This window comes from Paraburkholderia dioscoreae (assembly GCF_902459535.1).
Taxonomy (GTDB): domain Bacteria; phylum Pseudomonadota; class Gammaproteobacteria; order Burkholderiales; family Burkholderiaceae; genus Paraburkholderia; species Paraburkholderia dioscoreae.
On the sequence record NZ_LR699554.1, the window covers coordinates 1,542,296 to 1,568,922 of the forward strand.

Sequence of the window (26,627 nt, forward strand, 5' to 3'; positions counted from 1 at the left end):
GCACGACGTTCAGGTGCAGTGCAACATGCGAGCCGGCGCAGCACGCTGGTTCTGCAATCCGTGGTGAGCCGCGAGCGTCGACTTGTGGAAAAAGGACGCTCATGGCGGAAAAGGCAAAGAACGCGTCTGAATTCATAAATTGACGCGCGGGTCGAGCGTCAAGAATAGACGCAATGCAGACCGGCGGCAGCGGGGGCGAAGCGAGGCCCAGGCGCGGCTTCCGGCCTTCCGTCAACGACTCCACGGACCTTCCATGTCGAACCCGAATCCTTTCTTCGAAGAATCGCTGGCCACGCGCGATGCGGCGGTGCGCGGCGCTATTTTGAAAGAGCTCGAGCGCCAGCAGTCGCAAGTCGAACTGATCGCGTCGGAAAACATCGTGTCGCGCGCGGTGCTCGAAGCGCAGGGCTCGGTGTTGACCAACAAGTATGCGGAAGGTTATCCGGGCAAGCGTTACTACGGCGGTTGCGAATACGCGGACGTGATCGAAACGCTGGCGCTCGATCGCATCAAGCAGCTCTTCAACGCGAAGTTCGCCAACGTGCAGCCGCATTCCGGCGCGCAGGCGAATGGCGCCGTGATGCTCGCGCTGGTCAAGCCGGGCGACACGGTGCTCGGCATGTCGCTCGACGCGGGCGGCCACCTCACGCACGGCGCGAAGCCGGCCATGTCGGGCAAATGGTTCAACGCGGTGCAATACGGCGTCAATCGCGACACGATGCTGATCGACTACGAGCAGATCGAGGAACTCGCGCAACAGCATAAGCCCGCGCTGCTGATCGCCGGCTTTTCGGCTTATCCGCGTGCGCTGGATTTCCCAAGGCTGCGGGCGATTGCCGACAGCGTCGGCGCCAAACTGATGGTGGATATGGCGCATATTGCTGGCGTGATCGCGGCGGGGCGCCATCAGAATCCGGTCGAGCATGCGCATGTGGTTACGTCGACCACGCACAAGACATTGCGCGGCCCGCGCGGCGGCTTTGTGCTGACGAATGACGAAGACATCGCGAAGAAGATCAATTCGGCGGTATTTCCCGGCTTGCAGGGCGGCCCGCTGATGCATGTGATCGCCGGCAAGGCGGTCGCGTTCGGCGAGGCGCTGCAACCCGGTTTCAAGACTTATATCGACAGCGTGCTCGCCAATGCGCAAGCGCTCGGCGAGGTGCTGAAGGCCGGCGGCGTGGATCTGGTGACAGGTGGCACGGACAACCATCTGCTGCTGGTCGATCTGCGGCCCAAGAGCCTCAAGGGCAATCAGGTCGAGCAGGCGCTGGAACGCGCTGGCATTACCTGCAACAAGAATGGCATTCCGTTCGACACCGAAAAGCCCACGATCACCTCCGGCATTCGCCTCGGCACACCTGCGGGCACGACGCGCGGCTTCGGCGTGAGCGAATTCCGCGAAGTCGGCCGGCTGATCGTCGAGGTGCTCGATGCATTGCGCGACCACCCGGAAGGCCACGCCGCCACAGAACAACGCGTGCGCCGCGAGATTTTCGCGCTGTGCGAACGCTTTCCCATCTACTAAGCACGCCTGGAGCAAACGATGAGCACTTTGCACGACAACAGCATCATCATCGACGGTCTGAACATTTCGAAGTTCGAGCGCTCGGTGTTCGAGGACATGCGCAAGGGCGGCGTCACCGCCGTGAACTGCACGGTCTCGGTCTGGGAGAGTTTCCAGAAGACCGTCGACAACATTGCCGAGATGAAGCAGCAGATCCGCGAGTACGGCGAGATCCTCACGCTGGTGCGCACCACGGACGATATCTTGCGCGCGAAGAAAGAGAACAAGACGGGCATTATTTTCGGCTTCCAGAATGCGCATGCTTTCGAAGACAACCTCGGCTATATCGAGGCGTTCAAGGATCTCGGCGTGAACGTGGTGCAGCTTTGCTACAACACGCAGAACCTGGTGGGCACCGGCTGCTATGAACGCGACGGCGGCCTGTCGGGCTATGGCCGCGAAGTGATCCAGGAGATGAACCGTGTCGGCATCATGGTCGATCTCTCGCACGTGGGCGGCAAGACTTCTTCCGAAGCGATTGCGGCTTCGAACAAGCCCGTGTGCTACTCGCATTGCTGCCCGTCGGGCCTCAAGGAGCACCCGCGCAACAAGAGCGACGAGCAACTGAAGGAGATCGCGGACGCGGGCGGATTCGTTGGTGTGACGATGTTCGCGCCGTTCCTCAAGCGCGGTCCCGACGCGACCGTCGAAGACTATATCGAAGCGATCGAGTACGTGGTGAATCTGATCGGTGAAGACCAGGTCGGTATCGGCACGGACTTCACGCAAGGCTACAGCACGGAGTTCTTCGACTGGATCACGCATGACAAGGGCCGCTATCGCCAGTTGACGAACTTCGGCAAGGTCGTGAATCCGGAAGGCATCCGCACGATCGGCGAGTTTCCGAATCTGACGGCCGCGATGGAACGTGCCGGCTGGAGCGAGACGCGCATCAAGAAGATCATGGGCGAAAACTGGGTACGGGTGTTCGGCGAAGTCTGGAAGGTTTGACGTCTTCCTGAAACGAAAAAACCATCCCACAGATAAAAACGGAGCCTCCACATGCAACCCCAACTGCCTATCGACGTCGATGCGAACACCGGCGTCTGGATCACCGACGCGCTGCCGATGCTGTACGTGCCGCGTCACTTCTTCACGAACAACCACACCGCCGTGGAAGAAGCACTCGGCCTCGATACATATGCCGAGATTCTTTACAAGGCCGGCTACAAGTCCGCGTATTTCTGGTGCGACAAGGAAGCGAAGCAGCACGGTATTGCCGGCATGGCCGTATTCGAGCACTACCTGAAGCGTCTGTCGCAACGCGGCTGGGGCATCTTCACGATCACCGAAGCCGATCCGTCGAGCTCGCACGCGCGCATCGAGCTGCATCACTCGTCGTTCGTGCTGGCGCAACCGGGCAAGGTGGGCAAGCTTTGCTACATGTTCGCCGGCTGGTTCGCGGGCGCGATGGACTGGGTCAACGATACCGTGCCGGACGCTTCGCGCAAGGGACCGCCGTCCCATTCGAGAGAAGCGCAATGCGCGGCTGAAGGCCACGACCACTGCGTATTCGAAGTGTCACCGCTCGCGTCGTAAGCGTACCTGTCAACGGCTTCCATCACGGCGCACGGCACAGCGCAACAAGCAATCCATTCCGAGGTCGATCGCGATGCGTTACCCGAACCTTTTCAAGCCTCTCACGCTGAACAAGCTGACCTTGCGTAACCGCATTGTCAGCACCGCGCACGCGGAGGTCTATGCGGAACCGGGCGGGCTGCCCGGCGACCGCTATATCCGTTACTACGAAGAGAAGGCCAAGGGTGGCGTAGGCCTCGCCGTGTGCGGCGGTTCGAGCCCGGTGTCGATCGACAGCCCGCAAGGCTGGTGGAAGTCGGTGAACCTCGCGACCGATAAGATCATCGATCCGCTCGCACGCCTTGCCGAAGCAATGCACACGCATGGCGCGAAGATCATGATTCAGGCCACGCATATGGGACGCCGCTCGGCGTTTCATGGCGAGCATTGGCCACATCTGATGTCGCCTTCCGGCGTGCGGGAGCCCGTGCATCGCGGCAATGCGAAGATCATCGAGGTCGAGGAAATTCGCCGCATCATCAGCGACTTCGCGGCCGCGGCAAAGCGGGTGAAAGATGCGGGCATGGACGGTGTCGAAATCTCGGCGGCGCACCAGCATCTGATCGACCAGTTCTGGAGCCCGCGCACCAACTTCCGCACCGACGAATGGGGCGGCTCGCTGGAAAACCGTCTGCGTTTCGGCACGGAAGTATTGAAGGCCGTGCGTGAAGCGGTGGGCGCGGACTTCTGCGTCGGCTTGCGCATGTGCGGCGACGAGTTCCATGAAGACGGGCTCGATCACGAACAACTGAAAGAGATCGCTCAGGCCATGAGCGAAACCGGCCTGATCGATTACCTTGGTGTGATCGGTTCGGGTGCGGACACACATAACACGCTGGCCAACTGCATGCCGCCGATGGCGCTGCCGCCCGAGCCGTTCGTGCATCTCGCGGCCGGTATCAAGTCGGTGGTGAAGTTGCCGGTCATGCACGCGCAAAGCATTCGCGACGCGGGCCAGGCCGAGCGTCTGCTTGCCAGCGGCATGGTCGATCTGGTCGGCATGACGCGCGCGCAGATTGCCGATCCGCATATGGTCATCAAGATCCGCGACGGCCGCGAGGACGAAATCAAGCAGTGCGTAGGCGCGAATTACTGCATCGACCGCCAGTACAACGGGCTCGACGTGCTGTGCGTGCAGAACGCCGCGACCTCGCGCGAAGCGACCATGCCGCATGTGATCGCCAGAACGCGCGGGCCGAAGCGCAAGGTGGTCGTGGTCGGCGCAGGCCCGGCGGGGCTAGAAGCGGCGCGTGTGGCGAAGTCGCGCGGTCACGACGTGGTGCTGTTCGAGAAGAACGACTACGTGGGCGGCCAGATCATGCTGGCCGCGAAAGCGCCGCAGCGTGAACAGATGGCGGGCATCGTGCGCTGGTTCGACATGGAGACGAAGCGCCTCGGCGTGGAGCGGCGCCTTGGTGTCGCCGCCGACGAGAAAACCATCATGGCCGAGAAGCCGGACATCGTCGTGCTCGCCACGGGCGGATCGTCGTTCACGTCGCAAGTCGCGGCATGGGGTGTCGAGGAAGGCCTCGCCGTGAGTTCGTGGGACGTCCTGTCGGGCAAGGTCGAGCCGGGCAAGAACGTGCTGGTGTACGACGGCGTCAGCACGCATGCCGGCGCGGGCGTGGCCGATTTCATGTCGAGCCGCGGTTCGAATGTCGAGATCGTGACGCCGGATGTGAAAGTGGCCGACGACGTAGGCGGCACCACGTTCCCGATTTTCTACCGCCGGCTCTATGCGCAAGGCGCGATCCATACGCCGAACTACTGGCTCGACAAGGTCTACGAAGAAGACGGCAAGAAAATCGCCGTGCTCCGCAACGAGTACACCGAAGAGCAGGAAGAGCGCGCGGTCGATCAGGTGGTGATCGAAAACGGCAGCACGCCGAACGACGAGTTGTACTGGAAGCTCAAGCCGGAGTCGGTCAATCGCGGTCAGGTCGACGTGCATAAGCTGTTCGCGTCCGAGCCGCAGCCGTCTTTGAGCGAAGAACTCGGCAATGGCCGCTTCCTGCTGTTTCGCGTCGGCGACTGCATTTCCATGCACAACATTCACGGCGCGATCTACGACGCGCTGCGCCTTTGCAAGGATTTCTGACGATGAGCCCCGTGTTTGTCATCACCGTCCTGCTGTGGTTGTCGGTGGCGGGTCTGGCGTTCGCGCTCGTCAAGCGCGCGGCATACTGGCGCGAAGGCCGCGCCACGGCGGCGGGCGCCTACGGCTGGACCAATCTGCTGGCGATTCCCAAGCGTTACTTCGTCGATCTGCATCATGTGGTGGCGCGCGATCCGTACATCGCCAAAACGCACGTGGCGACCGCGGGCGGTGCGATTCTCGCGATGGCGCTGGTGTTCGTCAACTACGGTCTGGCGATCTACTCGCCGTGGCTCGACAAGCTGATCTTTCTCGCCGCACTCGTGATGCTGGTCGGCGCGGTGTTCGTCTGGCGCCGCCGCCACGGCGCGAAAGCCGTGCCGGCGCGGCTCTCGCGCGGGCCGTGGGATCATCTGCCGCTATTGCTCGGGTCGTTCGCGCTCGGTCTCGTGCTCTTCGTCGCGCTGCCGGCTTCCGCGATGTCCGGTGCGCTCGCCGTCATCGTTGCGCTGCTGATCGCGGCGGGCGCGTTTGCGATGACATTCGGCGCGGCGCGCGGCGGTCCGATGAAGCATGCGCTGGCGGGTTTGCTGCACCTCGCATTTCATCCGCGCCAGGAGCGCTTTGCCGAACGCCACGACAACGACGTAGTACCGCCTACCGCATTGAAAGCGCCGTTGCTCGACGCGAAGGAATACGGCGTCGGCAAGCCGGTCGAATTCCGCTGGAACCAGTTGCTCAGTTTCGATGCATGCGTGCAGTGCGGCAAGTGTGAAGCGGCCTGTCCCGCGTTCGCAGCCGGCCAGCCGCTCAATCCGAAGAAGCTGATTCAGGATCTGGTCACCGGCATGGTGGGCGGCACCGACGCCGAATATGCGGGCAGTCCCACACCGGGCATTCCGGTCGGCAAGCATGGCGGTGCGCCGGGTAAGCCGTTGATTTCCAACCTGATCGAAGCGGACACGTTGTGGTCCTGCACGACCTGCCGCGCCTGCGTGCAGGAGTGTCCGATGCTGATCGAGCATGTGGACGCGATTGTCGATATGCGTCGCAACCAGACGCTGGTTGAGGGCAGCGTGCCGGGCAAGGGGCCGATCACGCTCGCGAATCTGCGCGAGACGGGCAGCTCGAACGGTTACGACATCGGCGCGCGGTACGACTGGGCGGTGGATCTGCAAGTACAGGTCGCGCAGCCGGGGCGTCCCGTGGACGTGTTGCTGATCGCCGGCGAAGGCGCGTTCGACATGCGCTATCAGCGCACACTGCGCGCGCTTGTGAAGGTGCTGAATCGCGCGGGTATCGACTATGCGGTGTTGGGCGGCGTGGAAACCGATACCGGCGACACGGCGCGGCGTCTCGGCGACGAAGCAACTTTCCAGCAGCTCGCGCACAAACTGATCGGCACGCTTTCGCAGTACTCGTTCCGCAAGATCGTCACTGCGGACCCGCACGTGCTGCATAGCCTGCGCAATGAATATCGCGCGCTGGGCGGTTTCTACGAGGTGCAGCATCACACGGCGCTGATCGAGCAACTGGTCGCAAGCGGCAAGCTGACGCCGCGCGCGGTGGCGGCCTTCGCGGATCGCAAGATCACGTATCACGACCCGTGCTATCTGGGCCGCTATAACGGTGAGACGGAGGCACCGCGCCGCTTGCTGAAGACGATAGGCATCAAGGTCGTGGAGATGGAGCGCAACGGTATGCGCGGACGCTGCTGCGGCGGTGGCGGCGGTGCGCCCTTGACCGATATTCCGGGCAAGCGGCGAATCCCCGATATTCGTATCGACGACGCGAAAACAATCGGCGCGGAGATCGTCGCGGTGGGCTGCCCGAATTGCACCGCGATGCTCGAAGGCGTGGTCGGGCCGCGTCCGGAAGTCCTGGACGTTGCCGAACTGGTTGCAGCGGCGCTGGAGTAACGCGATGAACACTCTCAAACGAATCGATCCGCGCCGTCCGTTCACGATCACGGCGGAAGGACTCAGGCGTATCACACTCGGCGTGACGGGTGTGGCGGCTGCACCAGAATTTGCCACGCACGGCGGCGCGTCGCATCGTGAGCAGGCCAAACCGCGCCGCACCACGGCAACGCCTCAGCGCGTGATGCTGGTCGCCGCGCATGCGGACCGCGGCGCGCTGGACGATCACGCACGCCAAACGTTGGCCGGCGCCGCCCTGATTGCGGACGCAACGACCGAAGTAGTGCTGTTGGTATTCGGCGAATTCAGCGGCGACGCTGCCGCGCTCGGCGCCGACAAACTGATCGAATTGCCGATGTTCGGCCGCCGCACCTTCGCCCCAACCGACGAGTTGCACGCGCTGGCCGCGTGCGTTGCGGCCTACGCGCCGGTGCATGTTTTCCTGCCCGATAACGCAACCGGCGACGGCGATCTTGGCCGCCGTTACGCAGCCGCCGCCAATGCAAGCGTCGCGACGCACGTTGTCGAGATCGACGCCGCGCATGTGGCGGCCTATGTTCAGGCGAATACAGCGTTCGCCGTGCGTGCGTTGCCTGAGGTCGTTCTGCTCGCACCCAACGCGGTCGATCCGAAGCTGCCGTTCGTCGGGGCGGGCGAACGGGTCATGTGGCGCTTCGACGGCGCAGCGGTTTCGGCGGGCGGCGCGGTGCGCGATCTCGGCATCGAGGAAATCGACGCCGCGCAACTGGCGCTAGAAGAAGCCGATTTCATCGTCTCGGCGGGCAATGGCGTGAGCGACGTGCCGGCGTTCGAGTGTCTGGCGGCCACCTTGGGCGCCGCAATCGGCGCGAGCCGCGTGGCCGTGGACGACGGCAAGTTCACCCGCGACAAACAGATCGGCGCGACCGGCAAGACCGTCGAAGCGAGCGTTTATATCGCTTTCGGCATTTCCGGCGCGGTGCAGCATCTGCAAGGGATCAAGGATTGCCGCCATGTGATCGCGGTGAACCTCGATGCCAGCGCGCCGATCGCCAGGCGCGCGAATCTGACGGTAATCGCGGACGCACAGGAAACCATCGCGGCGCTCAACGAAGCGGCGGCCGCAGCGCGCACGGCACGCGGAACCGGTGCGGCGCTGCTGAATTCAACGGCTGTGGCAGAAGGAGCGCTCGCATGAAGATCGCCGTACTCGTTTCCGTCGGCCGTCATCCGGTGAGCGGCATCGCGCGCTACAGTCGCAACGATGCCGCCGCGCTGACAATGGCGCTAGCGCTCGCCAGAACGCACAACGCGACGCTCGATGTATTGCATGCGGGCAATCCGTCCAATCCTGCGCTGAAGGAGTACCTGGCGCTCGGCGCGCGCTCGGTCGAAGTGCTTGAGATAGCCGCAACGTCTGAATTGCAGGCCGACGCAGCCGCTCCGCTGGCGGCCCGCCTGCGCGGCTACGACCTCGTTCTGACCGGCACGCGCGCTGAAGGCGCATTCGACACCGGCATGCTGCCGTATCGCGTCGCCAACGCACTGGAGCTTCCGCTCGTCGTCGCCGCTGTAGACATCAAGTTGCGCGACGGCTGCGCGGAAGTCCGTCAGTTCATGCCGAAGGGTTTGCGCCGCCGCGTGGAAGTGCAACTGCCCGCGCTGATCGCCGTGCATCCGCTGGCCAATGCCGCTCCCAGATACGCCTACGCGCGGTTGCGTGAAGGCACGATCCGCCCGGTCGCCACGCGCGCCGCCGCCAACCCCGGCGACCTCGCCTGGACTGTCCGCCCGGCAACCGCGAAACCGGTGCGTCTTGCCGCCGCCGAGAAGCGTTCCGGCCACGCCCGCATGCTGTCGGCCACGACGACCGAGAGCCGCGGCGGCAGCGTCGTAATTGAAGGGAGTTCCGTCGAAAAAGCACAAGTGATTCTCGCGTATTTGCGCGAGCATCAACTCGTGGATTACTGATTTCCGGTTCGGGCGAGCATGCGACCAGGAGGGCCTGGCGCGGCGCCAGACGTGACATGCAACGGAGCACACAATGAAAGTTTCGGCAGACGTTCGCGCAATGATCGAACGCCGTAAGAAAAATTACTCGCTGGAAGCGCCTTTCTATACGAGCGAGGAGATTTTCGCGCTCGACATGGAGGCGATCTTCCGGCAACACTGGATTCAGGTTGCGGTGGAACCGGACGTGCCGGAACCGGGTGACTACATCACCGTGGATATCGGCAACGATTCGATCCTGATCGTGCGCGACGACGACATGCAGGTGAGAGCGTTTCACAACGTGTGCCGGCATCGCGGCGCGCGCCTGTGCAATACCGACAAAGGCTCGCTCGGCAATATCGTCTGTCCGTATCACAGCTGGACGTATAACCTGAACGGCGATCTGATGTTCGCCGAACACATGGGCGAACAGTTCGACCGCTGCAAACATAGCCTGAAGGCCGTGCATGTCGAGAATCTCGCGGGCCTTATTTTCATTTGCCTCGCGGACAATCCGCCTGCCGACTTCGCCGTGGTGCGCGCGGCAATGGAGCCGTACATGCTGCCGCACGATCTGGCTAGCTGCAAGATCGCCGCCTCGATCGACATTATCGAAGAGGGCAACTGGAAGCTCACGATGGAAAACAATCGCGAATGCTATCACTGCGTCGCGAACCATCCCGAACTGACCATTTCGCTGTACGAATACGGCTTTGGCTATCAGCGCACGCCGGCCAACGAAGAAGGCATGGCCGCCTTCGAAGAGACGGTGGCTCGCCGCACCGCGCAATGGGAAGCCATGCAGTTGCCGTCCGCGGAAATCGAACGGCTTGCCGATCTGGTCACGGGTTTTCGCACGCAACGCCTGCCGCTCGATCGCGACGGCGAATCGCAGACGCTCGACGCGAAAGTGGCCTCGAAGAAACTGCTCGGCGGTTTCGCGCGGGCCGATCTCGGCGGACTCTCGTTCTGGACGCAACCCAACTCGTGGCACCACTTCATGAGCGACCACATTGTCAGCTTCTCGGTGATTCCGCTCTCCGCAGGCAAGACGCTGGTGCGCACCAAGTGGCTCGTTCACAAGGACGCGCGTGAAGGCATCGACTACGACGTGGACAACCTCACGGCCGTGTGGCGCGCAACGAACGACCAGGATCGCGCGCTCGTCGAATACTCGCAACGCGGCGCGACGAGCAGCGCGTACGAGCCGGGTCCGTATTCGCCGTTCACGGAAGGCCTTGTCGAGAAGTTCTGCGAGTGGTACATCGGCCGCATGGCGGATTACAGCAATGCGCCCCAAACCCACGACGCCGGCGATACCGCGCCGGCTTTGCACGGCGAGAAAGTCGTGTCCTTCATGCGCTAAGCGCGGCGCCGCAACAGGAGTCGGAGAAAACAATGATGCGCGATCAGGCGACGCTTCAGCTCAGCCCCGAGCCGGCTCCAGACCACGCTGCCAGCCGCGTCACGCAGCCGCGTTTCTGGGAGACGTTGCCGGCGCGCTGGAACAGCGATACCGACGACACGCTGGTGTGCTGCCAGGTTCGCCAGGAAACGCACGACGTAAAGAGTTTTTTCTTTCGCGCACCGTCCGGACGAGCATTCGTGTTCGAGCCGGGGCAGTTCATCACGCTGGAACTGGAGATAGACGGCGAGTCGATCAATCGCTGCTATACGATTTCTTCGCCGCCCACGCGTCCGCATACGATCTCGATTACGGTCAAGCGCGTGCCGGGCGGCAAGGTTTCGAACTGGCTGCACGACAATTTGCACGCGGGCGCCGAGGTTCGTGTGCTTGGACCGGCGGGCGAGTTCACCTGCGCGCGCCACCCGGCGCGCAAGTTTCTATTCCTGTCGGCGGGCTCGGGTATCACGCCGCTGATGTCGATGAGCCGCGCGCATCATGAACTCGGTGAAGATAGTGACATCGTATTCGTGCATAGCGCCCGCACACCGGACGACATCATCTTCGCACGCGAGCTCGATCTGATCGCGTCGAATCAGGCGCATTTCCGCACTGCGTTTGTTTGCGAACGGCTCGGTGCGCGCACGAACTGGCCTGGTGTGACCGGTTTTCTGACGTTGCCGCTGCTCAAGCTCATTGCGCCGGACTTTCTGGAGCGCGAGATTTTCACCTGCGGGCCCGCGCCGTACATGCAGGCGGTGCGCAAATTGCTGGACGAGGGTGGTTTCGATCGCAGCCACTATCACGAGGAAAGTTTTTCGTTCGAGACGGTCAGCGAAGTGGCCGCGCAATTGACTACCGCGCATGTCGCGGACGCATTGCAGAGCGCGAGCGCACAGGTGACTGCCGAGAGCTTTATCGAGGCGCGCGAAGAAGCGCCGGGCTTCACGCCCGCATCCGCACCGGCGCCCGCTGCCGGCGAAACGGAAACCCGCTTCAAGGTGAGTTTCGCGAAAAGCAATCGCGAGATCGAATGCGGCTCCGGCCAGAACGTGCTCGAGGCGGCGAAGAAAGCGGGCGTACGGCTACCCGCGTCGTGTACCCAGGGTATGTGCGGCACCTGCAAGGTCAAGCTGGTGTCGGGTGAAGTCGCGATGAAACACGCCGGCGGCATTCGCCAGCGTGAGATCGATCAGGGCATGGTGCTGCTATGCTGCAGCAAGCCGTTGACCGATCTGGTCGTGGATAAGTAAGACGAGACGCACGGCCTCCAGTGGCCGAAGTCGCCTGCGGACAACTGGATGTCGGAAAACAACGCTACCCGGCAATTCTGGCTGGCGATTCTAAATGCTCATTAGGTTGTTTTGACGGCAAACGGGAGAACGGCGATGAGACTGATCAGAAAGATATTCGTGTTGAGCGCTTTGAGCGCGGCGCTGGCGGCAAGCAGCGTGAGCGTGTCGGCTGATACCAAGCCGACCATCAAGATCGGTTACGTGGAAGGCTGGGACGATAGCGTCGCGACCTCGAATGTGGCCGCGCGCGTGATCGAAAAACGCCTTGGCTACCAGGTGCAACTCGTGCCGGTCGCGGCCGGCGTGATGTGGCAGGGCGTGGCGCGCGGCGACCTCGACGCGACGCTGTCCGCGTGGCTGCCGGTCACGCACGGCGCGTACTGGAACAACTTCAAGGACAAGGTGGTCGACCTCGGTCCGAACTTCAACGATGCAAAGATCGGCCTGATCGTGCCGGATAACGCCGACGTGAAGGGCGTGGGCGATCTGGAGGCGAAGAAGGCCGAGTTCGGCGGCCGTATTGTCGGTATCGACGCTGGTGCCGGCGTGATGCAGAAAACCAGCGAGGCAATCAAGGCTTATGGACTCGACTACACGCTGATGCCGAGCTCGGGCAGCGCGATGACCGCTGAACTGGCGCGTTCGGAAGCGGCGAGCAAGCCGATTATCGTAACCGGCTGGAAGCCGCACTGGATGTTCGCGAAGTACAAGCTCAAATTCCTCGACGATCCGAAGAAGGTGTTCGGCGATGCAGAGCATGTGGATAGCGTGGTGAACCCCGAACTCGAGAAGAAGGCGCCGCCGGTCGTCGCGTTCCTCAAGAAATTCCAATGGAAGCCGGGCGAAATCGACAGCGTGATGCTGGCGACGCAAAACGGTGAGAAGCCGACTGCCGCCGCTGATGCGTGGATCAGCGCGCATGGTGATCGCGTGGATAGCTGGGTGAAGTGATTCTGTTGTTACTGTGAATGGGTTGCCGCTTCGATAAAGCGGCAACGCTCCGAAGAAAACGCCGCTAAAAAGCGGCGTTTTCGTTTATTGCAGCACAACGGTCCGATCGCCATTGATGAACACCCGCCGCTCGATAAACGCTTTGACCGCGCGCGCGAGGGTGATGCATTCGACGTCGCGCCCGGTGGCAAGCAGACGCTCCGGGCTATACGAATGATCGACACGCTCTACCACCTGCTCGATGATCGGACCTTCGTCGAGATCGTCGGTCACGAAGTGCGCGGTCGCGCCGATCAGTTTGACGCCGCGCGCGTGCGCCTGGTGGTACGGTTTCGCGCCCTTGAAGCCGGGTAGAAACGAATGGTGGATATTGATCGCGCTAGCCGCGAGTGCACGGCTCGTTTCACCCGACAGAATCTGCATATAGCGCGCGAGAATCATCAACTCCGCACCCGACGTCTCGAACAGATCGAGCAGGCGCGCTTCCTGTTGCGGCTTCGTATCGGCCGTGATCGGCAGATGGTGGAAGGGCAGGCCGTGCTGCTGCGCCAGCGGTTCGAGATCGCGATGATTCGAGCCGATACCGACGATATCCATTTTCAGCTCGCCCATGCGCCAGCGGAACAAGAGATCGGCCAGACAGTGCTCGAGTTTCGACACCATGATCAGAACCTTCGGCCGCGTGTCGACGTCATGCATCGCCCACGTCATGCGGAAACGCTCGGCAATCGGCTCGAATTCGCGCTTGAGGGCCGCGGCGTGCAGCGTCTCGTTACTGTTGACGCCGTGGAACACGCAACGCACGAAGAAGCGCTCACTGAGGTCGTCGTCGAAAACAGTCAGCTCGTCGATATAGCAATGATGCCGGTCGAGAAAGCCGACGACGGCGGCAACCTGGCCCGCCGCGCTCGGACACGCGACGGTGAGAACCAGTTGATCGGGACGGGAATCGGCGGACATGCACTCTCCACTTGGACGATAGGGCGATGCCGCAGGGCGCGGCATGCATCATCGCAGTAGAGCAAATCAGGCGAGTGCGCGGATAGAAGCTAAACGCCGTCGCGCTGGAACGGGAACGCCAGATGCGCCGAGCGGTGCTCATTCGGCGTCGAGCCCGCATTCATCGAGCAACCATTGACGAAAGGCGCTGACCGCGGGTGTTGCCGCCCGCTGTGTGACGAGCATATAGCCGCGTTCCGTGACGACCGGCGGATCGAACAGTTCGACGAGCTGCCCCGTGGCAAGCAGTTCGTCGACGAGCGGCGCCCAGCCGAGCGCGACGCCCTGGCCCATGATCGCCGCATGGGCGACGAGCGTAAAGCTGTTGAACGTGATGCCGCGATGCGCGGCGGGAGCGTCCAGTGCGTGCGCGGCGAACCAGTCGGCCCACGAGAGCCAGCGCGCCGGCTGGGTTGGTTCGAGATGCAGCAGCGGCAGGTGCAACAGGTCGGACGGTGTGCGCAATGACGGACGCGCAGCGATAAAAGCGGGGCTGCACACCGGCGTGACGCGTTCGGGAAACAGCTTGACCGCGCCGCGCGCGCTCCAGTCCGCGTGTTCGTCGCCGAATGCAATGGCGATGTCCGTTTGATCGTGCGACGGATCGAATACGTTTTGCGACGTGATGATCTTCACGTCGACGTCCGGCATCAGCGCCTTGAACTGCGACAGGCGCGGCATCAGCCAATAGGTCGCAAAGCCGAAATCCGTGGAGAGCGTGAGGGTTTGCGGCGTGCGTCGCGCGCGGATTTCGGTGGTGGCGAGGCGAATCGTGTCGAGCGCATGGCGGACCGCTTCGAACAGACGCAGGCCGTCTTCCGTGAGCGTGACGCCGCGATGGCCGCGCTCGAAAAGCGGAGTGCCCAGCGCTTCTTCAAGCTGCACGACGCGCTGACTGACAGCAGGCTGCGTCGAGCCCAATTCGCGCGCGGCTGCTGTGAAGCTGGCCAGACGCGCCGCGGATTCGAACATGGTCAGCGCCTGCATCGGCGGCAAGCGATCCTGCCTCGACATAACACCCCCTTATAGGCACATAACGAATTGCCGTCTTCACAGTGGCGAATTGAACGGCAATAGTGGTGCGCATGACGGGCCCGGCATGCCGGTCGCCCGTTCGCCGCTGCAACTCATAACACCATCTGCACCGACACTTGCGATTCTATTCGAGGCACGCACTCATGCTTGAGACCAAAAAGAATATTCTTATTCTGATGGCAGACCAGATGACGCCGTTCGCACTAGCCGCATACGGACACCGTCTGACGAAAACCCCCAATCTCGATCGCCTCGCAAAGCAAGGCGTGGTATTCGAATCGGCCTATTGCGCGAGCCCGCTGTGTGCGCCTTCGCGGTTTTCTTTTCTGTCGGGCAAGTTGCCTTCGGCAATCGGTGCCTATGACAATGCAGCGGAGTTTCCGTCGCAAACGCTGACTTTCGCACATTATCTTCGCGCCGAAGGGTATCGCACCATTCTCTCGGGCAAGATGCATTTCTGCGGTGCCGATCAGTTGCATGGTTTCGAAGAGCGGCTCACCACGGACATCTATCCGGCCGACTTCGGCTGGACACCTGACTGGGAGCATTTCGAAATGCGCCCCACGTGGTATCACAACATGAGTTCCGTGATCGACGCCGGCCCGTGCGTGCGCACCAACCAACTCGACTTCGACGACGAAGTCACGTTCACGACTCGCCAGAAACTCTTCGATATCGCACGCGAACGTCATGCCGGCAAAGATGCGCGGCCGTTCTGCCTGGTCGCCTCGCTGACGCATCCGCACGATCCCTACGCGATTCCGCAAAAGTACTGGGACATGTATTGCGACGAAGAAATCGACATGCCCGCCTTTCGCGATTCGTTCGAAGACGCCGACCCGCACTCGAAGCGCCTGCGCCGTGTCTGCGAAACCGACCGCACACCGCCCACCGACCAGCAGATCCGCAATGCGCGCCGCGCCTATTACGGCGCGATCTCTTACGTCGACGATCAGTTCGGCGCGATCCTCGAAACGCTGGAACAATCGGGACTCGCGAAAGACACGGTGATCGTGGTGACTTCCGATCACGGCGAGATGCTGGGCGAGCGTGGGCTCTGGTACAAGATGACCTTCTTCGAAGGCGGTTGCCGCGTTCCGCTGATCGTGCACGCACCGCAGCAATTCGACGCGCATCGCGTAGAGGCGAGCGTCTCGCATCTCGATCTGCTGCCCACACTGGTCGAGCTGGCGCGCGGCGAACAACCAGCCGCGTGGCCCGATTCGCTCGATGGACAAAGCCTCGTTCCGCATCTGCTGGGCAGGCAAGGCGGCCATGACGAAGCGATCGGCGAATATCTGGCCGAGGGAGCCGTTGCACCGATCGTGATGTTGCGGCGCGGCCGCTTCAAGTTCATTCACACGCCCGTCGATCCGGATCAACTCTACGACGTCGCCGCAGACCCGCTGGAGCGCGAGAACCTTGCCACGCGCAGCGAATACGCGTCACGGGTCGCGGCTTTTCGTGAGGAGATCGCGCAACGCTGGGATCTCGCCGCGCTGCACAACGAAGTGCTGCAAAGTCAGCGGCGCCGTCATTTTCATTTCGCCTCCACGACGCAGGGCGTGGTCGCGTCATGGGACTGGCAGCCGCACGTGGATGCGAGCCAGCGTTATATGCGCAATCACATCGATCTGGATTCGCTCGAAGCGATGGCGCGCTTTCCCGCCGTCGTGCGTTGACCATCGCACTGCTAACCATGCAACCCACCTCACGAACAGGAAGCCGACATAATGAAAAAGCTCTTCAAACAGGCGGTAATTGGCGCTGTGCTGCTTTGCGCGTCGGGCACTTTCGCATACGCCGCCGAGCCGCAGTCGTGTGCGCAGGTCAACATGGCGGGGCCGGGATGGACCGACATCGACGCCACCAATGCGATGACCGGCGTACTGTTGAAAGCGCTCGGCTATAAGCAGAACGTGGCGAACCTGTCGGTGCCGATCACCTACCAGGGCTTGAAGAAAGGTCAGATCGACGTGTTTCTCGGCAACTGGATGCCGGCGCAGGCACCAGTCGTCAAGCCGTTCGAGGAAGAAAAGTCGATCGAGGTCGTGCATCCGAATCTGACCAACGCCAAGTTCACACTGGCTGTGCCCGACTATGTGGCCGCCGCCGGCATTCATTCTTTCGCGGATCTGGCAAAGAACGCGGACAAATTCGACAGCAAGATCTATGGCATCGAGCCTGGCGCGCCGGCCAATCAGAACATCAAGAAGATGGTCGACGACAAGGCGTTCGGCCTCGGCAACTGGAAGCTCGTCGAGTCGAGCGAGACCGGCATGCTCACGCAGGTAGAGCGCGCCGTGCGCGAGAAGAAGTGGATAGTCTTTCTCGCGTGGGAACCGCATCTGATGAACACGAAGTTCAAGCTCACCTATCTCGACGGCGGTGACAAGTACTTCGGGCCCAATTACGGCGGTGCCACGGTCAATACGGTGGCGCGCAGCGGCTATGCCGAGCAGTGTCCGAATGTCGGGCGGCTCTTCAGGCAACTTACCTTCAATGTCGATCTGGAAAACGGCGTGATCACCGAAGTACTCGAAAAGAAGTCCACCGTGGATGCAGCCGCGACGCAAGCGCTCAAGCGTCACCCCGAATTGCTGAAGTCGTGGCTCGACGGCGTGAACACGGCCGGCGGCGCCAATGGCTTGCAAGCCGTGCAGACCGCACTCGGCGTGAAATAACAGCGTATTCCTAACAATGAGGTCGCCGGGCGACAGATTTATGTCGCATCCGGTCGAATCCCTGTGAATCTGGACTCGTATTCTTGATCCGGCGATGTAGGGCGACTGGTCATTGCATGCATCGCGAATAGCTTCAATCCGTTTTACTCGGCCTCAGCCGGTTTCGAACTGCCCGTCATGCGAGAAGCGCCGCGCGTTGGTCAACAGCGCGCAGCAGGGATCGCTTTATCCAACGAAATACGCAGGCAAAGAGCAGGGGAGAATTAGATGAAGAAGAGCAATGCCGTCAGCCTTTCGGGACTCGCTATCGCGGCAAGCGCCGTATTCGCGCCGACAGCGGCCCATGCGCAAAGCAGCGTCACACTGTACGGCATTCTGGATGCCGGTATCACCTACGTGAACAATGCCGGTGGTGCCCACCAGTTCAAATTCGACGACGGTATTTCATACGGCAACCGGATCGGCTTCAAGGGCGTGGAAGATCTCGGCGGCGGCTTGCAGGCCGTGTTCGTACTCGAGTCGGGTTTTCACGTGGGTAACGGGCAATATGCATTCGGCGGCGCCGAGTTCGGCCGCCAGGCTTATGTCGGCCTGAAGAACAACTGGGGTACGCTCTCGCTAGGTAACCAGCTCGATATGACCGAAGAATTTGTCTACCTGTATAACATCTCGGCATGGGCGAGCGGCTACGCGATCCATCAGGGCGACTTCGACCGGATGAATGGCGACCGGCTGCCGAATTCGGTCAAGTTTCTCTCCAACGACTATGCCGGCTTTTCGTTCGGCGGCATGTATTCGTTCGGCAATACGGCCGGCGACTTTCATAACAAGAGCGCCTGGAGCGTGGGCGCACGTTACGAGCACAGCGCGTTCAACATGGGCGCCGCCTATACGCAGTTGAACAATCCGTACGGCATCTACGCATTCGACCCGTACGCGATGATCGGCACGCGCACGTTCCTCGGCAAACCGACCGTTTCTGTCGATCCGGCAACCGGCGCGGTGACGGATCTGTATAGCTCGTCGTCGTTCCCGGTCGACGAGCAAGGGGCGTTTGCAGTGGGCGCGGCCTACACGATCGGCAAAGTCATGTTGAGCGGTGACTTCACCTACACGACGATCAAGGGCCTCGGCGAGACCTCGCATATGCAAGTCTATGAAGCGGGCGCTTCTTATACCTTCACTCCGGCGTTGATGCTGTACGGCGGTTATCAGCACACGCGATTCGAAGGGAACCACTGGAATCAGGGTTCGCTCGGGCTGCATTACCTGCTGTCCAAGCGCACGGACGTCTATATTTCCGGCGACTATCTGCGAGCTTCAGATGGCGTGAACGCGGTGATCGGCTATAGCTTCACACCGTCCACCTCGAACACGCAGACCGATGTGCGGATCGGCATGCGGCATTCGTTCTGACGGGTATTTCTAACGCGCAACAACAGGGCGGTGTTCCATGTGACGGGGACCGCCCGCGCCATCACGATGTGCGTTCGAGCTGCTTCCTGAACGTCTCGATCAGCGCACGCACCTTTGCCGGCGGACGGCGTATCGGGAGGACGTATCGACATGGACGCATTGAAACGCGTCCTGCCTTTCGCCGACTACGACTGTTATCTGTGCGGACCCGGACAGTTCATGCGTGACCTGTACGAAGGGTTGCGCGGACTGAATGTGGCGGATGAGCGTATCCGTTTCGAGGCCTTCGGTCCGGCGAGTGTGAAGCGCACGACTGTCGTCGAAGTGCAGATCGAACCCGGTGCGGCGCTAATTTGCATGGCGCATCCGGTTGCCGGGGATCCCGGCGCGGGTGCGGGCGTAACGCTGGATCTCCGGGGGAGGCGAACGATAGCGTGGCCGACGTCGCGCGCGGCGTCAGTGAGCCGACTCGCGGACCTCGGCGCCCGAAGCGCTCGACAGGCAGCGCAACGCGCGATCGCCATCGCTACGGGCCGCCGCCTCGACCGGGAAGGTTTCCTTGCTGAATGCAACCACCTTGAATCCGGATCCCGCCGCGCGCGGCGTGGTGATACCCCAATGCCAGCCGCCATCCTGCTCGAATACATGCAGAACAGCCGTGTTCGGCACGTGTAAAGCCTCATAAGTCGTCATGGCACATTCCTCCGTCACAGCACGACCGTGAGTGCAAATTGCAGACTCCTGATTCGAGTTTAGTCGCATTTTGCTGCACCGCAATATTTAGTTTGTTGTAGAAACGTTGAATTAGTCTGCGGAGCCCTAGCCGGCGGGGATGGGCGCGCACCAAACCCGTGGGAAAAGCACAAACGGCACGGGCCGGCTCCGCTGTAAAGCGAATGCCGGCCCGTGTTGCCTGCGTTAACCGCCTGGTGTCTGGCGGGAGAGGAGGGTTGTCAGAAATCGAGTCCCGGGCCTCCTGCGCCAGGGCCGCCCGGCTGACCCGCGGCCGGTGTATCTTTCGGTGCCTCGTGGACGGTGGCGTCGGTGGTCAGCAGCAAGCCGGCTACCGAAGACGCGTTCTGCAGCGCGGTGCGCGTGACCTTGGTCGGATCGAGTACGCCCGACTCGACCAGATCGCCATATTCGCCGGTCTGAGCGTTGTAGCCGAAATTACCCGTGCCTTGCGCCACCTTCGCGACCACCACGCTCGCTTCCTCGCCGGCATTCGTGACAATCTGGCGCAACGGTTCTTCGAGCGCCCGCAGCACGATCTTGATGCCGGCGTCCTGATCGGCATTCGCGCCCTTGAGCCCGCTGATCGCCTGCTTCACGCGAATCAGCGCGACACCGCCGCCAGGCACGATGCCTTCTTCTACCGCGGCGCGCGTTGCGTGCAGTGCATCGTCGACACGGTCTTTCTTTTCCTTGACTTCGATTTCGGTTGCGCCGCCCACCTTGATCACCGCCACGCCGCCTGCGAGCTTCGCGACGCGTTCCTGCAGCTTTTCGCGGTCGTAGTCGGAGGTCGCTTCCTCGATCTGCGTGCGGATCTGCTTCACGCGCGCTTCGATGTTTTTACTGTCGCCCGCGCCGTCGATCACGGTGGTGTTTTCCTTGCCGACTTCGATGCGCTTGGCCTGACCCAGTTCGGCGAGCGTCGCTTTTTCGAGCGACAGGCCGGTTTCCTCGGCGATCACCTGGCCGCCGGTCAGGATAGCGATGTCTTCGAGCAGCGCCTTGCGACGATCGCCGAAACCGGGCGCCTTCACCGCAACGGTCTTCAGAATGCCGCGAATGTTGTTCACGACCAGCGTGGCGAGCGCTTCGCCTTCCACGTCTTCCGCAATGATCAGAAGCGGACGACCGGCTTTCGCGACCTGTTCCAGGATCGGCAGCAGATCGCGAATGTTCGACACCTTCTTGTCGTGCAGCAGCACAAACGGGTTATCGAGTACGGCGACCTGTTTATCCTGATCGTTGATGAAATACGGCGACAGGTAGCCACGGTCGAACTGCAGACCTTCCACCACGTCGAGTTCGTCGTCGAGCGACTTGCCGTCTTCCACGGTAATGACGCCTTCCTTGCCGACGCGGTCGATCGCTTCCGCGATACGCTGGCCGATCGACTCTTCGCCGTTGGCCGAAATCGTCGCGACCTGGGCGATTTCCTTGCTGGTGGTGGTCGGCTTGCTGATCTTCTTCAGCTCGTCGATCGCGGCGATCACCGCCTTGTCGATGCCGCGCTTCAGATCCAGCGGGTTGAGGCCCGCCGCTACGTATTTCTGACCTTCGCGCACGATGGCCTGAGCGAGCACGGTCGCCGTCGTGGTGCCGTCGCCCGCGGCGTCGCTGGTGCGCGAAGCGACTTCCTTGACGAGTTGCGCGCCGATGTTCTGCACGCGGTCCGACAGTTCGATTTCCTTGGCCACCGAAACACCGTCCTTGGTCACGACGGGCGAGCCGAAGCTGCGTTCCAGCACCACGTTGCGGCCTTTCGGACCCAGCGTGACCTTCACCGCATTGGCCAGAATGTTGACGCCTTCGACCAGCCGCGAGCGGGCGACATCGCTGAAAATAATTTCTTTTGCTGCCATGATTTGACGCTCCGTTCGTTATTGAGTGACGACTGCGACCACATCTTCTTCGCGCAGCACGAGCAGTTCGTTGCCGTCGACTTTGACCGACTGCCCGGCGTATTTGCCGAACAGCACGCGTTCACCGACTTTCAGATCGGGCTCGATGCGTTTGCCGTCGCTATCGCGCTTGCCCGGACCAATGGCGATCACTTCGCCCTGGTCGGGCTTTTCCGCGGCGCTTTCGGGAATGACGATGCCTGAAGCGGTTTTGGTCTCCTGGTCGAGACGCTTGACGATCAGGCGGTCATGCAAGGGACGTAGGCTCATGATTCGATTTCCACGGTTAATTTCTGGCACTCGTCGTTGGTGAGTGCTGACCGGGATCGAGTATAGAAATGAGTCGCGCGTTGCTCCAATAACGGATTCATCGATCCTTATCCGCAATTCGCATTTCACAATCGCGAATATTCATAGCTCGATTCGCTGGTTTTGCGCGGGGAGCCACGTCCCTATACTGGTCCGTTGCATCGGCATGTCCTATTGGGGCGCCGGATCACTCTCCCAACTCAACAGTCGGATCGCACGCGATCCGTGGGCTTTTACAAGGAATCAAGGCATGCAGGTCTCACAGGACACCACGGCGCGCGCCAGGCTTGAAGCGGCACTCGCCGGGTTGCCGGCACTGGCTCAGGCGATCGGCGAAGACGCCGCGCAACGTGAATTGCGGCGCGAGTTGCCATTCGACCGCTTCGCGTTGTTTCGTGAATCCGGTCTCGGCGTACTCCGCTTTCCGGCCGAGTGGGGCGGTCTGGGCGGATCGCTGGAAGATCTCTTTCATGTAATCGCCACGCTGGCCGCGCATGAGTCGAATGTCGCGCATGCACTGCGGATTCATTTCGACCAGACCGAGCAATTGCTGCTGTCGCCGCGTTCCGCCTTCAACGACACGCAGATCGAGCGCATACGGGAAGGGGCGATCTTCGGCGGTGCGTCTACCGAGTTGGGCACGGCGCGGCCCGGCGAAATCGTCACGAAGCTGGTGCGCGACGGCGAGCATTTTCGCGTGACGGGCAGAAAGTATTACTCGACCGGCACCGCGTTTGCCGACTACGCGCGGATCAACGTGCAGGACGAAAACGACGAGAAGGTGTCGATTGTGATTCCCGTGTCGCGCGAAGGGTTGCAGGTACTCGACGACTGGGACGGCATGGGGCAACGCATGACGGCAAGCGGCAGCCTCGTGCTAGACAACGTGCAGGTCTTTTCTCACGAGGTCGCGACGCGCGGCTATACGACGCTCGCCGGCCGGCACGGTAGCGCGTTGCGGCAGTTGCATCTGGTGTCGGTCGCGGCAGGCATTGTGCGGAACATTGTTGCTGACGCCCGGCGCTACGTGACGCAATACGGCCGGCCTGTGCTGCACAGCCCGGCACCGTCGGCACGCGAGGACGGTTTCGTGCAGCAGGTGGTGGGCGATCTCGCGGCGCACAGCCTTTCCATCGATGCACTGATCGCGGCAAACGCACGCACGCTCGACCGCTCGGCGAATGCGATCCACAGCGGCGCGGCGAACGCGGAAGAGCTGGTGCTGGAAGGGGCGCTAGCCACCGCCAAGACGCAACTCGTGGTCAGCAAGCTGGCGCTGTATGCGGGCGAGCGTCTGTTCGAGATTGGCGGTGCATCGGCCACCGGCCGCGCGCACAATTTCGACCGCCATTGGCGCAATCTGCGCACGATCTTCAGTCATAACCCTTTGCTGCACAAGGCGCGCGTGATCGGCGATTACGAGCTGAACGGCGTGACCACGCATCTGACCGAAGGACGTGTGTTCTAACGCACGGCCATCCATTCACACCTTTTCGAGCATTGCACATCATGAGCCGAGATCTGCTGTTACTGCTGGAACCGGGCTTCACCGATCCGAACCATCCGGGCGAGCGCTTTATCTGCCCGGACGGAGCGCCCATTGAAGGTTTGCTGGCGGGCGATCCCGAGCGCAACGCCCGCCTCGACATTCGCCGGCTGCCGTTCCCGCGTCCTCGCACCGCGGTGATCGAGGCACTGGACGCCGAGCACCAGGGTCTGCCAGTGCTGATTCTCGGCGACGAGCAACCGGCGCCTGCCGATGCCCAGACGCTCGGCAACAAGCGCTTCGTGACCGACACGCGCCGTATTCTCGATCTGCTCGCGCAGCGCCACGGTTTTCCTAAAGTGCATTGATGTAGTCGGCCCGGTGACGGTTCGGGGTCTTCTGCTTTGCTTCTGGACGTCAGAACATCGGAGCAGATACATGACCCCGGCCGAAACCGCCACCTGTCGACCATAGATACGGAATCCTTATTCTCACCCGCCACCCGGCGACGATATCCGGCGCGCCTTTCCTCCCCACCGTGCTTTGCATATACATAACGATTGGTTCTTTTACCGCCGCTGCGGCTTTATCGTAAGCGCTGCGGCAGCAGCATTGCCGACACCACGACATTTCATTTCGGCCGACAGGGGCCGAAGCATCGGCAAAGGATCTCGATTACATGGCACGGTTGAATCGACGCGAATTTCTTATTTCATCGGGCGCGGCGCTCGCGGCGGCCGGCATGCCGGCCCTGGCGCTTGCCCAGGGCGAGGCGGGCGCACCGAAACGGGGCGGCACGCTGAACATGCTGATCAATCCGGAACCGCCCGTACTCGTGTCGATCTTCCAGACCACCGGGCCCGCGCTCGTCGCGAGTTCCAAGGTGCTGGAAGGCTTGCTGGCTTATGACTTCGACCTGCGCCCGAAACCGCAATTGGCCACCGCGTGGACCGTCAGCCCCGACGGACTGAAGTACACCTTTACCTTGCGGCAAAACGTGAAATGGCACGACGGCCAGCCGTTCACGTCGGCCGACGTCGCTTTCTCGATCGATCTGCTCAAATCAGTGCATCCACGGGGCCGCAGTACTTTCGCGAATGTAACGGGCGTCGCCACGCCCGACGCCCGCACCGCGGTGATCGAATTGTCGAAGCCGGCGCCGTATCTGTTGAAAGCACTCTCGGCCGGCGAATCGCCAATCGTGCCAAAGCACCTGTACGCGCAGGGCGATCCGCTGTCCAATCCCCACAACAACGCGCCGATTGGCACCGGGCCGTTCCGTTTCAAATCATGGACGCGTGGTGCCAATATCGTCTATGAGCGCAACCCGGACTACTGGGACGCCGGCAAACCGTACATCGACAGCCTGGTTTTCAAAGTGATTCCCGATGCGGCCGCCCGTTCCGCCGCGTTCGAAACCGGCGCGCTCGATCTGGGCGGCGAGAATCCGGTGCCGCTCACGGATCTGCCGCGCCTCACGCAACTGCCGCAACTGGCGGTCGAAACGCGCGGCTACCGCTTTCTTGAGCCGCTCTCCGAGATCGACTTCAATCTCGATCATCCGATCCTCAAGGATCTGCGCGTGCGCCAGGCCATCGCGCATGCGGTCAACCCGCAGGTCGTGCAGCGCACCGTGGCCTATGGCTATGCCGATCTGTCGCCCACGCCGATTACGCCGGGCTCGCCCTATCACGACGCAAAACTCGTACCGTATGCGTTCGATACCGCCGAAGCGGAGAAACTGCTCGACGCCGCGGGCTATCCGCGCAAGGACGGCGGCGTGCGCTTCCGTCTGACGCACGACTTTCTGCCGTACGGCGACATGTACCGGCGCCAGGCCGACTATGTCAAATCGGCGCTGGGGCGCGTCGGCATCGACGTCACGGTGCGTTCGCAGGACCTGCCTGCATTCCTGAAGCGTGTGTATGCCGATCGCCAGTTCGATTTCACGAGCATCGGCGTCAATACGCTATTCGATCCGAGCGTGGGCGTTCAGCGTCTGTACTGGTCGAAGAATATCCGCCCCGGTGTGCCGTTTTCGAATGCGCCGCATTACAGCAATGCGGAAGTGGACCGGCTGCTGGAAAGCGCCGCGGTCGAAACCGACGAGAGCAAACGCGTGGTGCTGTACCAGCAGTTCCAGCAGATCGTTTACCGCGATCTGCCGATCCTCAACCTGGTCGCGCCGCGCATGGTCACGCTCGCGAACCGTCGTGTTCACAACCACACGGTGTCCGCGCAAGGCCTAGAAGGCAATCTCGCGGATGTTTATCTGAGTGCATGACAGGAGCGGCACGATGAGTCGAGGTTTGCGTTTCGGTGCGATTCTCCGGCGTACCGCATGGCAGGCGCTGCCGACGGTGATCGGCATTGTGATCCTGAACTTCTTCCTGCTGAAGCTGATGCCGGGCGACGCCGCCGACGTGCTTGCCGGCGAGTCCGGTTCGGCGACCGTGGAAACCATGCAGGTGCTGCGCGCGAAGTTCGGGCTCGATCAGCCGGTGCTGCATCAATTGTGGTCGTACCTCGCGCATCTGTCGCACTTCAGTCTCGGTTATTCGCCGCGCTACGACATGCCGGTGATGCAGTTGATCCTCTCGCGTTTGCCCAATACGCTGTTGCTGATGGGCGTGGCGTTGTCGTTCGCGATCGTGACGGGCGTGCTGCTCGGCGCGGTGATGGCGCATTGGGCCGGCAAGTGGCCGGACCGTGTGCTCTCGGTACTGGCCTTGCTGTTCTATTCGACGCCGGGTTTCTGGATCGGGCTGCTCGCAATCGTGCTGTTCTCGGTGCACCTCGGCTGGCTGCCGAGCGGCGGCAATCTGACGCTCGGCGTGCAACTGCACGGCTTCGCCTATTTCGCCGATGCCGCCCGGCACGTGCTGCTGCCGGCCGCCACGCTGGCGACGTTTTTCGTCGCGATCTACGCACGGCTGACGCGAGCCGCGATGCTGGAAGTGCAGCGTCAGGACTTCGTGCGCACCGCGCAGGCCAAGGGCTTGCACCCGTGGCGCGTCACGGTGCGCCATGTCTTGCGCAATGCGCTGATGCCGCTCACGACCATCGTTGGGATTCATTTCGGCACCTTGCTGGGCGGCGCCGCGGTGACCGAGACGGTGTTCAGCTGGCCCGGCCTCGGGCGGCTCGCGCTCGACGCCGTGATGGCGCGCGATTTCAGCGTGCTGCTCGGCGTGCTGCTGTTGTCGTCGCTGCTCGTGATCATCGCCAACGTGCTGGTCGATCTGCTGCAGGCATGGCTCGACCCCCGCGTCGCGTGACGGATC

22 protein-coding genes and 1 pseudogene are annotated in these 26,627 nt (G+C 62.1%); 18 read left to right on the forward strand and 5 right to left on the reverse strand.

Annotation, left to right across the window (positions count from 1 at the left end):
- Positions 1 to 253 precede the first annotated feature (253 nt).
- The 10 genes from PDMSB3_RS27110 (at position 254) to PDMSB3_RS27155 (ending at position 12,781) form a co-directional block, all read left to right on the forward strand.
- Positions 254 to 1,528: a serine hydroxymethyltransferase gene (locus PDMSB3_RS27110; protein WP_007177106.1), complete on the forward strand. Its 1,275-nt coding sequence runs from the start codon at positions 254 to 256 to the stop codon at positions 1,526 to 1,528.
- Positions 1,529 to 1,546: 18 nt separating this feature from the next.
- Complete coding sequence (locus PDMSB3_RS27115; protein WP_007177107.1) at positions 1,547 to 2,518, forward strand: dipeptidase; 972 nt, start codon at positions 1,547 to 1,549, stop codon at positions 2,516 to 2,518.
- A gap of 51 nt (positions 2,519 to 2,569) precedes the next feature.
- Positions 2,570 to 3,106, forward strand: coding sequence for a DUF5943 domain-containing protein (locus PDMSB3_RS27120; RefSeq protein WP_007177108.1), 537 nt, complete (start codon positions 2,570 to 2,572; stop codon positions 3,104 to 3,106).
- A gap of 73 nt (positions 3,107 to 3,179) precedes the next feature.
- Positions 3,180 to 5,243: an NADH:flavin oxidoreductase gene (locus PDMSB3_RS27125; protein WP_165188319.1), complete on the forward strand. Its 2,064-nt coding sequence runs from the start codon at positions 3,180 to 3,182 to the stop codon at positions 5,241 to 5,243.
- Between the two features lie 2 nt (positions 5,244 to 5,245).
- Entirely contained in the window at positions 5,246 to 7,159 is a 1,914-nt protein-coding gene (locus tag PDMSB3_RS27130) for a (Fe-S)-binding protein (RefSeq protein WP_165188321.1), read from the forward strand.
- A gap of 4 nt (positions 7,160 to 7,163) precedes the next feature.
- Positions 7,164 to 8,336, forward strand: coding sequence for an electron transfer flavoprotein subunit alpha/FixB family protein (locus PDMSB3_RS27135; RefSeq protein ID WP_007177111.1), 1,173 nt, complete (start codon positions 7,164 to 7,166; stop codon positions 8,334 to 8,336).
- On the forward strand, positions 8,333 to 9,109 hold the full coding sequence (locus tag PDMSB3_RS27140) for a drug:proton antiporter (RefSeq protein ID WP_007177112.1): 777 nt from the start codon (positions 8,333 to 8,335) through the stop codon (positions 9,107 to 9,109). The genes PDMSB3_RS27135 and PDMSB3_RS27140 overlap by 4 nt, the downstream gene beginning before the upstream one ends.
- A gap of 73 nt (positions 9,110 to 9,182) precedes the next feature.
- Entirely contained in the window at positions 9,183 to 10,496 is a 1,314-nt protein-coding gene (locus PDMSB3_RS27145) for an aromatic ring-hydroxylating oxygenase subunit alpha (protein WP_007177113.1), read from the forward strand.
- 32 nt (positions 10,497 to 10,528) lie between these two features.
- Positions 10,529 to 11,788 (forward strand): hybrid-cluster NAD(P)-dependent oxidoreductase, encoded by a 1,260-nt coding sequence (locus tag PDMSB3_RS27150; RefSeq protein ID WP_035516610.1) that lies wholly within the window; start codon positions 10,529 to 10,531, stop codon positions 11,786 to 11,788.
- 135 nt (positions 11,789 to 11,923) lie between these two features.
- Positions 11,924 to 12,781, forward strand: coding sequence for a glycine betaine ABC transporter substrate-binding protein (locus PDMSB3_RS27155; RefSeq protein WP_165188323.1), 858 nt, complete (start codon positions 11,924 to 11,926; stop codon positions 12,779 to 12,781).
- 84 nt (positions 12,782 to 12,865) lie between these two features.
- On the opposite strand, the gene purU is transcribed toward PDMSB3_RS27155, so the two are convergent.
- Both purU and PDMSB3_RS27165 read right to left on the reverse strand, forming a co-directional pair.
- Positions 12,866 to 13,741, reverse strand: coding sequence for a formyltetrahydrofolate deformylase (purU, locus tag PDMSB3_RS27160; RefSeq protein WP_007177116.1), 876 nt, complete (start codon positions 13,739 to 13,741; stop codon positions 12,866 to 12,868).
- Positions 13,742 to 13,879: 138 nt separating this feature from the next.
- Positions 13,880 to 14,794, reverse strand: a complete 915-nt coding sequence (locus PDMSB3_RS27165; protein ID WP_007177117.1) for a choline sulfate utilization transcriptional regulator — start codon at positions 14,792 to 14,794, stop codon at positions 13,880 to 13,882.
- Between the two features lie 164 nt (positions 14,795 to 14,958).
- On the opposite strand from PDMSB3_RS27165, the gene betC reads away from it, so the two are divergent.
- The 4 genes and pseudogenes from betC to PDMSB3_RS38445 all read left to right on the forward strand — a co-directional run.
- The gene (gene betC / locus PDMSB3_RS27170) at positions 14,959 to 16,497 is read left to right on the forward strand and encodes a choline-sulfatase (protein WP_007177118.1); all 1,539 of its coding nucleotides are present in this window, start codon (positions 14,959 to 14,961) and stop codon (positions 16,495 to 16,497) included.
- 51 nt (positions 16,498 to 16,548) lie between these two features.
- Positions 16,549 to 17,499 (forward strand): choline ABC transporter substrate-binding protein, encoded by a 951-nt coding sequence (locus PDMSB3_RS27175; protein WP_007177119.1) that lies wholly within the window; start codon positions 16,549 to 16,551, stop codon positions 17,497 to 17,499.
- Between the two features lie 267 nt (positions 17,500 to 17,766).
- Positions 17,767 to 18,915 (forward strand): porin, encoded by a 1,149-nt coding sequence (locus PDMSB3_RS27180; protein WP_007177120.1) that lies wholly within the window; start codon positions 17,767 to 17,769, stop codon positions 18,913 to 18,915.
- Between the two features lie 135 nt (positions 18,916 to 19,050).
- A pseudogene (locus tag PDMSB3_RS38445) lies at positions 19,051 to 19,266 on the forward strand (pyridoxamine 5'-phosphate oxidase family protein); the annotation flags it as partial.
- A gap of 105 nt (positions 19,267 to 19,371) precedes the next feature.
- Here PDMSB3_RS38445 and PDMSB3_RS27185 read toward each other — a convergent pair.
- The 3 genes from PDMSB3_RS27185 to PDMSB3_RS27195 form a co-directional block, all read right to left on the reverse strand.
- Positions 19,372 to 19,608, reverse strand: a complete 237-nt coding sequence (locus PDMSB3_RS27185) for a hypothetical protein (RefSeq protein WP_007177121.1) — start codon at positions 19,606 to 19,608, stop codon at positions 19,372 to 19,374.
- A 260-nt stretch (positions 19,609 to 19,868) separates the two neighbouring features.
- Positions 19,869 to 21,509 carry a chaperonin GroEL gene (groL, locus tag PDMSB3_RS27190; protein WP_165188325.1) on the reverse strand — a complete coding sequence of 547 codons (1,641 nt, stop codon included), beginning with the start codon at positions 21,507 to 21,509 and terminating at the stop codon, positions 19,869 to 19,871.
- Positions 21,510 to 21,527: 18 nt separating this feature from the next.
- Positions 21,528 to 21,818 carry a co-chaperone GroES gene (locus PDMSB3_RS27195; protein ID WP_007177123.1) on the reverse strand — a complete coding sequence of 97 codons (291 nt, stop codon included), beginning with the start codon at positions 21,816 to 21,818 and terminating at the stop codon, positions 21,528 to 21,530.
- A gap of 289 nt (positions 21,819 to 22,107) precedes the next feature.
- Between PDMSB3_RS27195 and PDMSB3_RS27200 the strand changes: the two genes are divergently transcribed.
- The 4 genes from PDMSB3_RS27200 (at position 22,108) to PDMSB3_RS27215 (ending at position 26,621) form a co-directional block, all read left to right on the forward strand.
- Positions 22,108 to 23,325, forward strand: coding sequence for an acyl-CoA dehydrogenase family protein (locus tag PDMSB3_RS27200; RefSeq protein WP_007177124.1), 1,218 nt, complete (start codon positions 22,108 to 22,110; stop codon positions 23,323 to 23,325).
- Between the two features lie 41 nt (positions 23,326 to 23,366).
- On the forward strand, positions 23,367 to 23,711 hold the full coding sequence (locus PDMSB3_RS27205) for a DUF3088 domain-containing protein (protein ID WP_007177125.1): 345 nt from the start codon (positions 23,367 to 23,369) through the stop codon (positions 23,709 to 23,711).
- Positions 23,712 to 24,022: 311 nt separating this feature from the next.
- Entirely contained in the window at positions 24,023 to 25,627 is a 1,605-nt protein-coding gene (locus PDMSB3_RS27210) for an ABC transporter substrate-binding protein (RefSeq protein WP_165188327.1), read from the forward strand.
- Between the two features lie 13 nt (positions 25,628 to 25,640).
- On the forward strand, positions 25,641 to 26,621 hold the full coding sequence (locus PDMSB3_RS27215) for an ABC transporter permease (protein ID WP_007177127.1): 981 nt from the start codon (positions 25,641 to 25,643) through the stop codon (positions 26,619 to 26,621).
- Positions 26,622 to 26,627: the final 6 nt, after the last annotated feature.

Bases quoted from the DNA above. Each gene is read 5' to 3' on its own strand.
- PDMSB3_RS27155 (WP_165188323.1), top strand. From the start codon at position 11,924: ATGAGACTGATCAGAAAGATATTCGTGTTGAGCGCTTTGAGCGCGGCG.
- PDMSB3_RS27150 (WP_035516610.1), top strand. From the start codon at position 10,529: ATGATGCGCGATCAGGCGACGCTTCAGCTCAGCCCCGAGCCGGCTCCA.
- PDMSB3_RS27195 (WP_007177123.1), bottom strand. From the start codon at position 21,818: ATGAGCCTACGTCCCTTGCATGACCGCCTGATCGTCAAGCGTCTCGAC.
- PDMSB3_RS27120 (WP_007177108.1), top strand. From the start codon at position 2,570: ATGCAACCCCAACTGCCTATCGACGTCGATGCGAACACCGGCGTCTGG.
- PDMSB3_RS27165 (WP_007177117.1), bottom strand. From the start codon at position 14,794: ATGTCGAGGCAGGATCGCTTGCCGCCGATGCAGGCGCTGACCATGTTC.
- PDMSB3_RS27185 (WP_007177121.1), bottom strand. From the start codon at position 19,608: ATGACGACTTATGAGGCTTTACACGTGCCGAACACGGCTGTTCTGCAT.
- PDMSB3_RS27205 (WP_007177125.1), top strand. From the start codon at position 23,367: ATGAGCCGAGATCTGCTGTTACTGCTGGAACCGGGCTTCACCGATCCG.
- PDMSB3_RS27180 (WP_007177120.1), top strand. From the start codon at position 17,767: ATGAAGAAGAGCAATGCCGTCAGCCTTTCGGGACTCGCTATCGCGGCA.
- PDMSB3_RS27145 (WP_007177113.1), top strand. From the start codon at position 9,183: ATGAAAGTTTCGGCAGACGTTCGCGCAATGATCGAACGCCGTAAGAAA.
- PDMSB3_RS27110 (WP_007177106.1), top strand. From the start codon at position 254: ATGTCGAACCCGAATCCTTTCTTCGAAGAATCGCTGGCCACGCGCGAT.
- groL (WP_165188325.1), bottom strand. From the start codon at position 21,509: ATGGCAGCAAAAGAAATTATTTTCAGCGATGTCGCCCGCTCGCGGCTG.
- PDMSB3_RS27130 (WP_165188321.1), top strand. From the start codon at position 5,246: ATGAGCCCCGTGTTTGTCATCACCGTCCTGCTGTGGTTGTCGGTGGCG.
- PDMSB3_RS27210 (WP_165188327.1), top strand. From the start codon at position 24,023: ATGGCACGGTTGAATCGACGCGAATTTCTTATTTCATCGGGCGCGGCG.
- PDMSB3_RS27200 (WP_007177124.1), top strand. From the start codon at position 22,108: ATGCAGGTCTCACAGGACACCACGGCGCGCGCCAGGCTTGAAGCGGCA.
- PDMSB3_RS27215 (WP_007177127.1), top strand. From the start codon at position 25,641: ATGAGTCGAGGTTTGCGTTTCGGTGCGATTCTCCGGCGTACCGCATGG.
- PDMSB3_RS27135 (WP_007177111.1), top strand. From the start codon at position 7,164: ATGAACACTCTCAAACGAATCGATCCGCGCCGTCCGTTCACGATCACG.
- PDMSB3_RS27115 (WP_007177107.1), top strand. From the start codon at position 1,547: ATGAGCACTTTGCACGACAACAGCATCATCATCGACGGTCTGAACATT.
- purU (WP_007177116.1), bottom strand. From the start codon at position 13,741: ATGTCCGCCGATTCCCGTCCCGATCAACTGGTTCTCACCGTCGCGTGT.
- PDMSB3_RS27175 (WP_007177119.1), top strand. From the start codon at position 16,549: ATGAAAAAGCTCTTCAAACAGGCGGTAATTGGCGCTGTGCTGCTTTGC.
- PDMSB3_RS27140 (WP_007177112.1), top strand. From the start codon at position 8,333: ATGAAGATCGCCGTACTCGTTTCCGTCGGCCGTCATCCGGTGAGCGGC.
- betC (WP_007177118.1), top strand. From the start codon at position 14,959: ATGCTTGAGACCAAAAAGAATATTCTTATTCTGATGGCAGACCAGATG.
- PDMSB3_RS27125 (WP_165188319.1), top strand. From the start codon at position 3,180: ATGCGTTACCCGAACCTTTTCAAGCCTCTCACGCTGAACAAGCTGACC.